Origin of the sequence: Ruminococcus sp. CAG:330 (genome assembly GCF_000437175.1) — a bacterium.
GTDB lineage: Bacteria > Bacillota > Clostridia > Oscillospirales > Ruminococcaceae > Ruminococcus_C.
Genome location: NZ_FR898023.1, coordinates 14442 through 28972 on the forward strand (window position 1 = coordinate 14442; position 14531 = coordinate 28972).

General features: G+C 54.0%; 13 protein-coding genes. 12 read left to right on the forward strand and 1 reads right to left on the reverse strand.

Translation table 11 applies throughout. From position 1 onward, the window contains the following. Positions 1-59: 59 nt before the first annotated feature. A complete protein-coding gene (locus QZL66_RS03315; protein ID WP_022410336.1) occupies positions 60-389 on the reverse strand; it encodes a hypothetical protein in 330 nt (109 codons plus the stop codon). Between the two features lie 212 nt (positions 390-601). On the opposite strand from QZL66_RS03315, the gene QZL66_RS03320 reads away from it, so the two are divergent. From QZL66_RS03320 to QZL66_RS03375, 12 genes are all read left to right on the forward strand, one after another. Beyond that, positions 602-3088 carry a transglycosylase domain-containing protein gene (locus QZL66_RS03320; protein ID WP_022410337.1) on the forward strand — a complete coding sequence of 829 codons (2487 nt, stop codon included), beginning with the start codon at positions 602-604 and terminating at the stop codon, positions 3086-3088. Between the two features lie 31 nt (positions 3089-3119). Next, positions 3120-4238, forward strand: coding sequence for a THUMP domain-containing class I SAM-dependent RNA methyltransferase (locus tag QZL66_RS03325; RefSeq protein WP_022410338.1), 1119 nt, complete (start codon positions 3120-3122; stop codon positions 4236-4238). A gap of 194 nt (positions 4239-4432) precedes the next feature. Continuing rightward, positions 4433-4903, forward strand: a complete 471-nt coding sequence (gene greA / locus QZL66_RS03330; protein ID WP_226943619.1) for a transcription elongation factor GreA — start codon at positions 4433-4435, stop codon at positions 4901-4903. Between the two features lie 20 nt (positions 4904-4923). After that, positions 4924-6543: a lysine--tRNA ligase gene (lysS, locus tag QZL66_RS03335; protein WP_022410340.1), complete on the forward strand. Its 1620-nt coding sequence runs from the start codon at positions 4924-4926 to the stop codon at positions 6541-6543. Positions 6544-6637: 94 nt separating this feature from the next. Then, positions 6638-7612: a hypothetical protein gene (locus tag QZL66_RS03340; RefSeq protein ID WP_022410341.1), complete on the forward strand. Its 975-nt coding sequence runs from the start codon at positions 6638-6640 to the stop codon at positions 7610-7612. Between the two features lie 14 nt (positions 7613-7626). Next, positions 7627-8457, forward strand: a complete 831-nt coding sequence (locus QZL66_RS03345) for a deoxyribonuclease IV (RefSeq protein ID WP_022410342.1) — start codon at positions 7627-7629, stop codon at positions 8455-8457. After that, positions 8454-8864 carry a hypothetical protein gene (locus QZL66_RS03350; RefSeq protein WP_022410343.1) on the forward strand — a complete coding sequence of 137 codons (411 nt, stop codon included), beginning with the start codon at positions 8454-8456 and terminating at the stop codon, positions 8862-8864. Before QZL66_RS03345 ends, QZL66_RS03350 begins: the two co-directional genes overlap by 4 nt. Before the next feature lie 182 nt (positions 8865-9046). Beyond that, positions 9047-10354 (forward strand): MATE family efflux transporter, encoded by a 1308-nt coding sequence (locus QZL66_RS03355; RefSeq protein WP_022410344.1) that lies wholly within the window; start codon positions 9047-9049, stop codon positions 10352-10354. A gap of 129 nt (positions 10355-10483) precedes the next feature. Continuing rightward, positions 10484-11305 (forward strand): HAD family hydrolase, encoded by an 822-nt coding sequence (locus QZL66_RS03360; RefSeq protein ID WP_022410345.1) that lies wholly within the window; start codon positions 10484-10486, stop codon positions 11303-11305. Positions 11306-11429: 124 nt separating this feature from the next. Further along, entirely contained in the window at positions 11430-11900 is a 471-nt protein-coding gene (locus QZL66_RS03365) for an NfeD family protein (RefSeq protein WP_022410346.1), read from the forward strand. Positions 11901-11922: 22 nt separating this feature from the next. Beyond that, positions 11923-12933 carry an SPFH domain-containing protein gene (locus QZL66_RS03370; protein ID WP_022410347.1) on the forward strand — a complete coding sequence of 337 codons (1011 nt, stop codon included), beginning with the start codon at positions 11923-11925 and terminating at the stop codon, positions 12931-12933. A gap of 178 nt (positions 12934-13111) precedes the next feature. Next, entirely contained in the window at positions 13112-14518 is a 1407-nt protein-coding gene (locus tag QZL66_RS03375; protein ID WP_022410348.1) for an MBOAT family O-acyltransferase, read from the forward strand. Positions 14519-14531: the final 13 nt, after the last annotated feature.

Genomic DNA, 14531 nt, shown 5'->3' on the forward strand with positions numbered 1-14531 from the left:
TCCAAAAATAAAAACGCACGGCGTTTCTGCGGGCAGCTTCGGCTGCCCGTTTTTTGTTGTCAGGAAGTCAGATCCTCCACCAGCTGCCGCAGCTCTGCCTCTGTCCCCACGGTGATGCCGGATTCCAGCTGTTCCAGATCGTATTCCGACAGCAGACTCAGGGGCATGTCCAGTTTCTGATAGGGAACGCTGCTGCCGGTGCGGTAGAGGGCGAGTTTGCCGTCTGTGATCTGGATTCGGTACTGCCCCTCCGCCGTTGTTACCTCTGTCACATTCTCCTGCGCATGACTGCGTTCCCGCTGTACTGTGCCCGTCATTGCGCCGGCGACGATCACCAGAGAGATTGCCAGCGCCGTCAGAATCATCCACGCCATCTTTCGTTTTTCCATATGCCTTCCTCCTGTTTTTCATGGAAATGTTAGAAATATTCTTTCCGAAATCCAGAAGTTTATGCATTTTGTATATTTTCCAAAGAAAATTTGCATTTCCTCTTAACATCCAGCGAAAAACGTGCTATAATAAATCTGTATATATTGCCTCGGTGTTCACTGCACCGCTATGCAGTGATCTCCATAGATTTTTCGGAAGGAACAAGGATACCATGGATAAAAAGCAGCAAAAAAGAGGAAAAGGCGCTTCGGCGAAATCCGGCGCACCCAACCGTGCAGCAAGACAGTACTACGGTCCCACAGGAACGCCGGAATATCCCTACCACACACCGGAACTGGACGAGGGCATTGCCAAACCGAAACGGTTTCCGGCGCTCAGCCGGACGCTGTCCATTCTCGGCTCTACGCTGATCTCCCTCTTCCTCATTCTCATCATCACATGCACCATCGTGGCAACGGCGCTGGTGGTCTATGTCATGCATTTCCGGGATGATGTTTCCAACGTCACCATCGAAGAAATGGAGCTGTCCTACAACACGGATATCTACGCCAAGGACAAGAATGACGAGTGGGTTCCTATCTACGAGGTCAGCAACCAGTCCCAGCGTATTCCGGTGGACATCTCCACCATTCCCCAGCACGTGCGGGACGCTTTCGTCTGCGCCGAGGACGAGCGGTTCTACACCCATGACGGCGTGGACTATAAGCGGACGCTCTCAGCTTTCGTGAACATGTTCATTCACATCTATGACACCAATCAGGGCGGTTCGACCATCACCCAGCAGCTCATCAAAAACATCACCGGCGACAGCGAGCAGTCCCCCTCCCGTAAGATTCGTGAGATCTTCCGTGCCATGGAGCTGGAGCGAGCCTACTCCAAGGACAAGATTCTGGAAACCTATCTGAACTACATCGGATTCGGCGGAAGCTCCAACGGCATTGAGCACGCCGCCCAGAAATATTTCGGCAAGAGCGCCAGCGAGCTGGACGTGGCAGAGGCAGCGTGTCTGGCAGCCATCCCCAAGAGTCCGGAGACGCTCAACCCCTTTGCCGGCTACACCGACGATGCCACCGGAGAGTGGGTCAACACCGGCAAGGAAAAGAACCGCAGCCGGCAGCAATATGTGCTCTGGCAGATGTACGACAACGGCGCACTGACCTATGACGAATACGAAAAAGCGCTGCACGAAAAGCTGGTCTTTACAGATTCCGACGAGTACAAGGCTGCCCACCCCGATGCGGACAAGCAGCAGATTGCCGACAGCTCCACCGCAACCTCTTGGATTGTGGACGCTGCCATCTATGAAGTGGCATCCTATCTGGAGGACAAGTTCAACCTGACACAGGAGCAGGCAGTCGCCCGCATCAATGACGGCGGCTATCAGATCTACACCACCGCCAATCTGGACATGCAGGAATACGTGGAACAGCGGTACGCCGACATCAACAATCTGGTGGAGAGCTCCCGTGTCGCCAAGTGGCAGGACAACGACGGGGACGGCGTTTATTCGCCGGAAGAGGTGGAATATCCGGAGTCCTCGTTTATCGCCATGGACTATCAGGGCAATATTCTTGCCGTTGTGGGTGCGATCGGTGAGAAAACCGAGTCCCTCTGCTGGAACTACGCAACCATGGAACCCCGTCAGCCCGGTTCGACCATCAAACCGCTGACCACCTACGGTCTGGCGCTGGAAAGCGATCTGATTCACTGGGGTGCCATCTACAAAGACGAGCCGATTCAGGTCAACGGCGAAGCATGGCAAACCAACTACAGTGAGGACAGCTCCGCCATGAGCATCAGCCACAAGGATCTGAAAATCTATCAGGCTCTGGAAAAATCTTATAATACCGTTCCGGCGCAGCTGTGTCAGGCGCTGACACCCCAGAAAGTATTTGAGTTTGCCACCAGCAAGCTCCGGCTGGATCTCTGTGAGGATTCCGGCGACGGCCACACTGATATGGATTACTCCCCGCTGACTGTTGGTGCGCTGACCTACGGTGTCACACTGGAAAATCTGGTCAATGGCTACATTCCCTACGGCAACGGCGGAACGCAGTATCAGGCGCATCTGGTCAGCAAAGTCATGAAGGGCGCCGGCGAACTGGTCTATGAAAACGATGGCAATCCCCAGACGGCAGTCAGTGCAGAAACCTCCTATGTCATGAACAAGCTGCTCCAGAACGTCGTCAACAACGGTACCGGTACCGCTGCAAAGCTGGAAAACAAACACGTTGCCGGCAAGACCGGTACCACTGAGGACTGGAACGACCTGACTTTTGTGGGACTCACCGAAGATTTCGTCAGCGGTATCTGGATCGGTTACACCGAGCGTTCCGAGCTGCAAGACCACAACATCAAATCCGCACAAATCTGGCAGAATGTCATTGGCGAATACGCCAACAGCCTGAACACTGGCGCTGAGTACCCCAAAAATGACAAGGTAGTCGAAGCTCCCATGTGCGATAAGTCCGGCAAGATCGCCGGTCCCAACTGCACTTCCACCAGCACCGGCTACTGGAAGTCCTCCAATGCGCCGGTCTGCGACACCTGTACCAAGAGCTACCAGCAGCAGCCTGCTACTACAACAACCGCCTCGGGGGCAAGCGGCAACACACAGCAGACCTCCACACAGGCTGCCAACGGACAGACCCCCGCCGCCACAACAGCTGCACCGGCTGACGGCAACAGTCAAGGATAAGCGTTAATTTTCAACAAAGGAAGTGTTTTCTATGCAGCCACTCTATCTTCTCTGCTGTCCCTGTCATTTCGGACTGGAACGCACGCTGCGGTTCGAAATCTCAAAAATCGGCGGAACCGACATCACAGCGCAGGACGGCCGTGTCCTGTTTCGCGGCGATGCGCTCACCATCGCCAAGGCAAACCTCTCCCTCTCTGTGGCAGAACGTGTGCTCATTCAGCTGGGGCAGTTTCCCGCCTACAACTTCGAGGAGCTGTTTCAGGGCATGCGCAGCATTCCGCTGGAACAGTGGATCGGCAAGGACGATACCTTCCCGGTCAAGGGACATGCGCTGGACTCCAAGCTGCACAGCGTGCCGGACTGCCAGTCCATCCTGAAAAAGGCAGCGGTGGAACGGCTGAAATCCGTCTACCATACCAGCTGGTTCACGGAATCCGGCGCCATTCATCCCCTGCACTTTACCATCCGGAAAAACATCGCCACCATCTATCTGGACACCTCCGGCATCGGGCTGCACAAGCGCGGATACCGGAAAAACGCCAACGCTGCACCTATCAAAGAGACACTCGCCGCCGGCATCGTCGATCTGGCACGGGTGCACTCTGACAGCGTCGTCTGCGACCCGTTCTGCGGAAGCGGTACAATTCTGATCGAAGCGGCATTCAAGGCGCTGCGCATTGCCCCCGGCATGCACCGCCGGTTCTTAGCGGAAAAATGGGCGCAGATTCCGGAGAGCGTCTGGAAAGAAGCACGCTCCGAAGCTGTGGCACGCATCCAGCGGGATGCAACATTCACTGCCATCGGCTCGGACATCGACGAAGCGGCAATCGCCCTCACCGAGGAGAACTGCCGCCGTGCCGGCGTCAAGCCACGCATCCGGCTGGTACAGCAGGATGTGGCGGAGTTCCAGCCGCCGGAGGGTGCCATCACCATCTGCAATCCGCCCTATGGCGAGCGTATGCTGGACATCCAGCAGGCACAGTCCATCTACCGCATTATGGGGGATGTCTTTCCGGCAGACAAAGCTCACCCCTGCTACATCATTACGCCGGATGCAGACTTCGAGCTGCACTTCGGCAAACCGGCAAATAAGAAACGAAAGCTCTATAACGGCATGATCCAATGCAACCTGATGAGCTATTTCCAATGATTTTCACATGCGCTGATTCAACGGCAACGAACTGAATCAGCGCATTGCTTATGCAAAAATATGGTTCGTTCAAAAATCCACAGTTGACAACGCGGGAAAAATCGTCTATAATAAATAAGACTGTTCTGCGTAATGTGACGCAAACGCATGTGCAGCAGATGCTGCAACTTTACAACAAGGGAGTATGGATTATCATGGCAAAAAAACAAATTTCCAGATCCGGTGCAGAAAAACTGCGAAAGGAATTAGAAGAACTGATCACCGTCCGCCGTCCGGAAATGGCACAGAAGCTGAAGGAAGCCCGTTCTCAGGGCGACCTCTCCGAGAATGCGGAATACGATGAAGCCAAAAACGAACAGGCGATCATGGAAGCCCAGATCGCAGAAATTCAGGCAACCCTGAACAATTCTGAAATCGTCGATGATGATGCCATCTCTGTAGACGAAGTCGGACTCGGCTCTATCATCAAGCTCAAGAATTACAGCAACGGCAAAATCGAAACCCTCCAGATCGTCAGCAGCAATGAGGCGAATTTTGCAGAGCACAAGATCTCGGATGAATCCCCCATCGGTGCCGGCGCAATGAAGAAAAAGGTCGGCGACAGCTTCATGATCGAAGCACCGGTCGGCGAACTGCAGTTTGAGATTCTGGAAATCAGCAAGTAAGAATAGAGGAAGTGTATCCAATGGCAAATCAAACCAATCCGCCTGTTCCGGAACAGGAGCAGGACAGCAATACCCTGCGGCAGATCCGTCTGGAAAAGCTGCGGCAGAGACAGGCAGAGGGCAACGACCCGTTCGCCATTACCAAGTATGATGTGACCGCAAAGGCTGCTGCCATCAAAACCGAATATGAGGCAACCGAAGCGAAGTTCAAGGCAGAGGCCGGTGACGACGAAGAAGCGCTTCAGGCAAAGCTGGACACGCTGAAGGGACAGCCCGTCTCTATTGCCGGCCGTATCATGAGCTGGCGTGACATGGGACGTGCCAACTTCATCGATGTACGGGACGACACCGACCGCATTCAGGTCTATGTCCGCATGAACGACATCGGCAAGGAGGAATTCAAGGAATTTAAGAAGTGGGATATCGGCGATATTGTCGGTGTCAAGGGCTTCGTATTCCGTACCCGCAAGGGCGAGATTTCCATCCACGCCACAGAGATCACCATGCTCTCCAAGTCCCTCCTTCCCCTGCCGGAGAAGTGGCACGGTCTGAAGGATCAGGACACCCGTTACCGTCAGCGGTATCTGGACTTGATCGTAAACCCGAATGTCAAGCAGACATTTGTCACCAGAAGCCAGATCCTGCGGGAAATCCGTGCTTATCTGGACGGCATCGGCTATCTGGAAGTGGAAACACCAGTTCTGCTGCCGCTGCAAATTGCCGCTGCGGCAAAGCCGTTTGTGACCCATCACAACACGCTGGACATGGACATGTTCCTGCGCATCGAAACCGAACTGAATCTGAAGAAGCTCATCGTCGGCGGCTTCGACCGTGTTTACGAAGTGGGACGCATCTTCCGGAACGAGGGCATGGATCCCTCTCACAATCCGGAGTTCACCTCTATTGAAATGTATCAGGCATACACCGATTATCACGGCATGATGGATCTGATCGAGGATATGTACCGCACGCTGGCAAAGAAGATCTGCGGCAAGGACATCATCTCCTATCAGGGCACAGACATCCGTCTGGGCGAACCGTGGGAGCGTCTGACCATGGCGGAGGCTGTCAAGAAGTATGCCGGCGTGGATTACAACGACTGGGCAACGGATGCTGACGCAAGAGCCTGCGCCAAGGAAAAGGGCGTGGAAGTCGAAGAGGGCGAAAACGCAACCAAGGGTCACGTTCTGATCGCATTCTTTGATGCATTCGTCGAAGAGCAGCTGATTCAGCCGACCATCATCTACGACTATCCGGTCGAGAATTCTCCGCTGGCAAAGCGCAAGCCGGAAAATCCGGCGTTCACCGAGCGCTTCGAGTACTTCATCTATGCCCGTGAAATGGGCAACGCATTCTCTGAGCTGAACGATCCGGTAGATCAGAAGGAGCGTTTTGTCAAGCAGGTGGAGGCTCGCCGTGCGCTGGGCGATACGACTGGCGAAGTGGACGAGGATTTCGTGACAGCACTGGAATACGGCATGCCGCCCACAGGCGGTCTGGGACTGGGTCTGGACAGACTGGTTATGCTCCTGACCGACAGTCCGTCCATCCGTGATGTCCTGCTGTTCCCCACCATGCGGCCGCTGCCGAAGCTGGGACAGGAAGAAGAAGACGCTGCGGAAGAAGAAACCGAAGCATAAAGTTTCATCACCACACAAAACAACAAGGGGGAATCGGTATGGACGGGAATGTTGCGTCCGCACGATTCCCCTTTTTTGAAACAGAGGTCATGCTATGCAGGAAGAAGAAAAACACATCTCCTCCACAGACGACACAGACGACACCAAAAAGAAAAAGGGCAAGTCGATTCTGGAGACGATTCGGGAGATAGACGAAAAAGAGGCGCAGCGGGAGGCTGAGGAGGAGGCACGCATTCGTGCCATCCGTGCGGAACGGGAGCGCAGGGAAAAAGAGGAATACGCCAAGAAGATTCAGCAGGAACGCATTGAGCTGATCCGTCTCAAGCAGGGCGTCATCACCGAAAGCGACACCATCCACGAGGAAAAGGAGGAGAAGCCAAAGCTTCCTTTCTGGAAAAAAGTCGGCAACTTCTTCTACCACAACAAATGGTGGCTGGGAATCACCACCGCACTGGTGGCGATTTTCACCTTTCTGATCGTAGATTATTTCTCCAAGGTAAAGCCGGACCTGATCGTCATGCTTCTGACAGACGATGCAGAGCTGCAGAGCGATACCACAGCGCTGGAGGCATATCTGGAACAGTTCACCGACGATGAGAACGGCGACGGCAAGATTCAGGTGGACATCTACTCCATCCCCGTCACCGACAACATCGGCGAAAACGACTACTACACCGGCGATGCCACCAAGCTCTCCACCCAGATGATGATGGCGGACAGCGTCATGGTCATCACGGATGCCAAGGCGAACCGGTACATCTACGCTGATGAAACACTGGAAGATCTGGAAACCGCTTTCCCCGGCCACAAGAACATCCGTGGCAACGGCTATTACCTGCGCCACACAGATTTTGCCACAAAGATCGGCTACCCCGGCAACGTGGATCGTGACCTGTCCATCGGGCTGCGCAAACCGGTCAAGACCTACGACAGCAAGGAAGAGATGCAGGAAAACTACGACATCGCTGCCAAGGTGCTGAAGCGCATTATGGCAGATCTGGACAACACGCAGGAACCGGAGGATCTTCCGCCGGAAACCACAGAGGCAGAGACCACGCTGCCACAATGAAAGGAGTACCCGCAATGCTGCGAATTGGAAATCATCTTCCCTCCTCCAAGGGATACCTCGCCATGGGCAAGCACGCCGTAAAGCTTGGGGCAACCACATTTGCATTTTTCACCCGAAACCCCAGAGGCGGTACTGCCAAGCCCATTGATGAGGCGGATATTCAGGCATTCCTCGCCTACGCCAGAGAACACGACATCGATCATCTGGTGGCACACGCCCCCTACACCATGAATCTCTGCTCCGCCAAACCGGACATCCGGAAATTCGGGCTTGGCATGCTGCAGGACGACATGAAGCGCATGGAGTACACCCCCAACCAGTACTACAACTTCCACCCTGGCAGCCACACTGGACAGGGCGTGGAAGCCGGTATTGTGCAGATCGCCGATGCACTGAACCAGACGCTCACGCCGGAGCAGCACACCACTGTTCTGCTGGAGACAATGGCGGGCAAGGGCAGCGAGATCGGACGCTCGTTTGAGGAACTGCGGGAGATTCTGGATCGTGTTACCCTGTCCGAAAAAATGGGCGTTTGTCTGGACACCTGCCACATCTGGGATGCCGGATATGACATCGTTTCCGATCTGGACGGCATTCTGACACAGTTTGACCAGGTCATCGGTCTGAACCGCCTGCGTGCGGTTCACCTCAATGACAGCATGAACCCCTGCGGTGCCCACAAAGACCGGCACCAGAAGCTGGGACAGGGCTGCATCGGATTGGAGGCGCTGATTCGGGTGGTCAACCATCCGGCACTGAAAAACCTCCCCTTTATTCTGGAAACGCCCAACGAGGACGAGGGATATGCCGCAGAGATCACACTGATGCGGGAGCACGCACAATGACAGCGGAGGGAAAACAGAAGCGCCTGCTGCTTGCCGCAGCGCTGCTCTTGCTGGCGGGAGGCGGCACAGGCGGTTTCTTTCTGGGAAAGGCGCAGACGTTGAAACAACAGCAGCAGATCATAGATGTGCAGGACTGCACCACCATCTACGGGGAGATCACCCAGATCAGCGGCGATACCATCACCGTGGAGGGGCTGCCGGTCAACGACATCAACGGCCGTGGCGCATTCTTTTTCACAGTGTCCCACGATACCTCCATCACATGGCGAAGTACTGCTGTCGCTGCGTCCGCACTCCAGCAGGGCAACACCATCGCTGTCACTTACACCGGCGAGGTACTGGAATCCAATCCGGCACAGCTCTGCCATGTGGTAAAGCTGGAAGTGCTGGATGATACCATTGGATGAAACAGGCTCTTAAAATAAAAACTGTTTCTTGTCCATTGACAATTCGGTTCAACTATGTTAAGCTAAAGAAAATTAAGTTTGTGCCGCCGCTGCCACCGGGTAGCGGGAAAGGTGCCCGAATGTATCTCGTTAGGTCTTAGTAGAGATGCATTCGGGCATTTTTTATGGACCAGGGAGGATTTATGAAACATTCTGCGGTATCCCGCCAGTTCGCCCAGTACGTTTCCTGCAACGTTCTGGGCATGATCGGACTCTCCTGCTATATTTTAGCAGACACATTCTTTGTCTCCAAGGCAATGGGAAGCCTGGGGCTTGCTGCCCTGAACTTTGCCATTCCGCTCTACTCCCTCATCAATGCCACCGGTCTGATGCTGGGCGTAGGCGGGGCAACGCAGTACACACTGGTGCGCTCCAAGGAGGGCATCCGGCACGCCAACGCCATCTTTACCAATCTTGTTCTGACAGCGCTCTCCATCGGACTGCTCATTTTCTTACTGGGACTGTTTGCTGCACCGACTCTGGCGACATGGCTCGGTGCAAACGGCAATGCTCTTTCTATGACAACCTCCTATCTGCGCATTCTCATGCGATTTGCGCCAGCGTTTCTGCTGAACCAAACCACACTGGCATTTGTCCGCAACGACGGCAGTCCGCACATCGCCATGGCTGCCATGCTCACCGGAAGCTTCGCCAATGTCATCCTCGACTATGTTTTCATGTTTCCCATGAAGATGGGCATATCCGGCGCAGCCATTGCCACAGGCTTCTCCCCCATTTTTAGCCTGTTTGTCCTCTCCATCCATTTTTTCCGGAAACAGCACACCCTGAAGCTGATGCGCTGCCGAATTCTGTTCCGGCAGATCGGCCGTTCCATGACGCTGGGGCTCTCCTCCTGGATTACAGAGGTTGCCTCCGGCGCAGTACTGCTGGTGTTCAATCTCATCATTCTGCGCATCACCGGAAACCTTGGCGTGGCAGCCTACGGCATTATCGCCAATATTGCGCTGGTCGCCGTCGCCATTTTCACTGGAATCGCACAGGGCATCCAGCCGCTGGTCAGCCGGTTCTACAGCACGGGAGAAGCAGATTCGCTGAAAAAAGTGCGCAATGCCGCCAATCTTCTGGCGCTGTTTCTGGCAGCGGCATTCTATGCAGTGATCTTTCTCTTCTCTGACCAGGTAATCGCCGTGTTCAATAGTGAGCACAACACAGCGCTGATTCCTCTGGCACGGGAGGGACTGCGCCTGTACTTCGTCGGCTTTTTCTTTGCTGGTATCAACATTGTTATGACCGCCTACCTCAGCGCCGTAGAGCTGCCGAAACAGGGCATGTTCCTTTCCCTGCTCCGTGGCGCAATTCTGCTAGTGCCGCTGGTTCTGATTTTGCCGCAGTTTCTAGAGATGACCGGCGTATGGCTCTCTTTCCCCCTGTGCGAGCTGCTCACTGCCGGCATGCTGGCGCTCCTGCTCCGCCGCAGCCGAACTGCATAACGGCTTTGTGCGCTATCTTCCGAAATCCCGCAACAATTTGTGATATTTGACAAAGTTCCGCATTTTTTACATCCGCAAGCTTGATTTTTGAAAAAGATGTGTTATACTATTGCCTAGGAGGATGATACCATGATTCAACTAATCGCAACGGACATGGACGGAACGCTTTTAAATTCGGAGAAGGCGCTGCCGCCGCAGCTCCCTGCGCTTCTGGAAGAACTGTACCGAAGAGATATCACATTCGCCGTGGCAAGCGGCCGCTCGCACATGATGCTCACTTCTCTGTTCGGGGAATTGGCAGAGGAGATGATCTTCATCTGCGACAATGGCGCCTGCGTCATGCAGCCCCACGAGGCGCCGGTTCTGCATAGTCTTCCCAAGGCTGTTCTGGCGGAGATTCTGACTCAATGTCACAATCTGCCCCACGTCATGCCGGTACTCTGCGGATTCCATCACATCTACTGTCCGGCTGGCATGGAGGATGACCTGATGCAGGAGATCCGGCGGTATTACTGGGACATTCAGGAATTGCCCTATGATGCGCTGTTTCAGGTGGAGGAACCCATTCTCAAGGTGGCTGTCTGTGACAAAAACGGACCGGAAACACATACGTATCCGCTCCTGCATCAGATTCTGCAAGAACGCTACGAACTGCTGGTCTCCGGCGACTGCTGGATGGATGTCATGTGCAAGGGCATTACCAAGGGCACTGCCGTCCGGCAGCTTCAGGAACAGCTGGGCATCACGGCAGCGGAAACGGCGGTGTTCGGGGACTACGATAACGACATCTCCATGCTGCAATGTGCGGACTACAGCTTCGCCATGCAGAATGCTCCCGCCCGTGTGCGGGAGTGCGCACGCTATCTGGCACCCTCCAACGAGGACAACGGCGTGGTGCGCCAGATATGCAGTCTTCTGGGGCTGCACTACAGCGCACTTCCTAAAGCATAACACAAATTAACACAAATTTCTAGAAAAAACATCTTTACAAAAATATGCGATTATGGTATAATAAAATTGTTGCCAAATCACAAAATTCCGGCTACTGCCGGAGCATCGGAAAGGAGTTCCCGTCATGGAAGCTTGTCTGCCATTCTTGATTTGGGGCGGATTATTTGTCATTACTGTCATTGCAGAATTCGCCAGCCAGCAGCTCATCAGCATCTGGTTCGCTGCCGGCTCTCTGGCGGCATTCCTTGCCGCATGCTTTGGCGGTTCTGTGATTCTGCAAACGGTTCTGTTCCTTCTGGTCTCTGTGGTGCTTCTGATTCTCACACGCCCCATTGCGAAAAAGATCTTTTCGTTCGGTGTGAAGAACACCAACATGCAGGAGGTCGGACGAATTGCTGCGGTCATTCAGCCCATCGATACAGTACAGGGAACGGGACGGGTTCGTCTGGACGGTGTAGACTGGATCGCCATTTCACAGACTGGTGCGCCGATTCCGAACCATGCCAGCGTTCGGGTCATCGCCGTGGACGGAAGCAAACTCATTGTCGCCCCGCTGGAAGATTCCCAACCTGCTGCTGCACCCAGCAGTCACTAACTCAAATGAAGGAGACACATTTATGCTGATTGTTTTACTGCTCGTGATTATTTTCATCATTTTGATATTTGTCACCCGCATCCGCATCGTACCGCAGGCAAATGTCTACGTCGTTGAGCGTCTCGGCGCTTTTTACAAGGCATGGGGTACCGGCATCCATTTTCTGGTGCCGTTCATTGACCGTGTGGCGAAACGGGTTTCCATCAAGGAACAGGTCGTTGACTTCAAACCGCAGGCCGTAATCACCAAGGATAATGTCACCATGCAGATCGACACCGTTGTATTCTTCCAGATCACCAATTCTGTACAGTTTGCATACGGCGTAGAACATCCTATCGCTGCCATCGAAAACCTGACGGCAACCACTCTGCGAAACATCATCGGCGAGCTGGAGCTGGACGCAACCCTGACCTCCCGTGACCTCATCAACACCCGTATTACCGAAACCCTTGATCTGGCAACCGACCGCTGGGGCATTAAAGTCATCCGTGTGGAACTGAAGAACATCCTTCCGCCGGCAGAGATTCGGGATGCCATGGAAAAGCAGATGAAGGCAGAGCGGGAAAAGCGTGAGAAGATTCTCCGTGCACAGGGCGAGCGAGAGTATCAGGTCACTGTTGCACAGGGTGAAAAGGACGCCAAGATCCTCCGTGCCGAGGCAGAAAAGCAGACTGCGATCCTCAAGGCTGAAGCTGACAAGGAAGCCGTGATCCTCCGTGGCGAGGCAATCAAGGAGCAGAAGATGCGCATCGCTGTCGGTGAGGCACAGGCAATCGAGCTGGTGCAGAAAGCACTGGCAGACAGTCTGGTCAAGCTGAACGAGGCAAACCCCAGCGCATCGGTATTGCAGCTGAAAGCACTGGAAGCATTTGAAAAGGCAGCAGACGGCAAGGCAACCAAGATCATCATCCCCAGCGAAATCCAGGGGCTTGCCGGTCTGGCAGCCGGCATCAAGGAAGCCGTGATCTCCAGCGACGATTCGTTCCGTGAGGTTCCGGCACCCAAGGAATCCGCAGCAGCACCGAAAAAATGACCGGCGCTGACCGATTTCTGCCAAAACAAAATGTAGATAAACAGGGCGGCGAAATGCCGTCCTTTTTTGTGAAAAAAAACGATTTTTTTCAAAACTTTGCGGCTTTCCCCACTGCGGCTTGCAATCCTGCCGAAAGATGTTGTATAATGATACTATTCTACCAAAGGACGTGAATTGATTGATATTTTCCAGATTATTCTTTCTGTATCTCTTCTTTCCCATTTGTTTCTTATGCTATTTTGCCACCAAGAAAAACGCTTACCGCAACACAGTGCTGATCGTCTTTTCCCTGCTGTTTTATGCGTGGGGCGAGCCGTCTTTCCTGTGGCTGCTGGTACTCAGCGCACTGGTCAACTACCTCTTCGGCAGGCTGCTGGAACGCTTCCGTGACAAGGTCGCCGGAAAGCTGTTTCTGGCGCTGGCGCTGATTCTCAATCTTGGCGTACTCATCGGATTCAAGTACACGGGATTTGTGCTGGAAAACATCAACGCCGCCTTTTCCCTCTCCATTCCCATTCCGGATCTGCCGCTGCCGCTGGGCATCAGCTTTTATACATTTCGAATCGTATCCTACCTCATCGACTGCTCCTGGGGCAAGGTGCGTGCAGAGCGCAATTTCTTTTCGTTCCTGCTCTATGTGTCCCTGTTCCCTATCACAGTTTCCGGCCCGATCGTGCGCTATGAAACCATCCAAAAGGAACTCCACGGCAGAACCGTCACTGCAAACGACCTCAGCGACGGACTGGGACGCATTGCTGCGGGACTTGGTAAAAAGGTCATTCTCGCCGACAACCTGGGCGTGATCGTGGAACAGTTCCTGGGAAACAACATCGCCTCTCAGACTACCCTCGGCACATGGTACGGCGTAGTGCTCTATGCCCTGCAAATGTATTTCGATTTCTCCGGCTATTCTGACATGGCGATCGGTATCTCCCGCATCTTCGGCTTCCATCTGGAGGAAAACTTCCGTCATCCGTTCCTGTGCAGGGACATCACAGAATTCTGGCAGCGCTGGCATATCTCTCTGGGAACATTCTTCCGTGACTATCTGCTGTATGTGCCGATTTTCGGCAAACGGCGCAAGTTCGGCGGACTCTTTCTGGTTTGGTTCTGCACGGGACTCTGGCACGGTGCCAGCTGGAACTACATCATCTGGGGACTGTACTACGGCGTTTTCATTTTCATTGAAACCTGTATCGGCAAGAAACGCATGAAGAAAATTCCAGCAGTGATTCGCCATGTGCTGAACAAGCTAATTATTGTCATCGGATTCGGCATCTTCTACTGCACCGGCAGTATCTCCCGTCTGGGCAGCCTGTTCCTCGCTATGGCGGGACAAAACGGAAAGGGACTGTTTGACGCTGTGCTGCTCACTTCAGTGCAGAACAATCTGTTCCTGCTGATCGGAGCGCTCCTCTGCTGCTTCCCACTGCTGGAGCTTCCGAAACGCTGGATGGCGAAAAGCTCCGGTGCCAATCTGGTGCTCTCCGTCTGCGGAACAGTGCTTGCAGCAGCACTGCTGGTCATCAGCAGCATTCTGCTGGTGGACTCTACCAATACGCCGTTCTTGTACACAAAATTTTAAGGAAAGGAGTTGC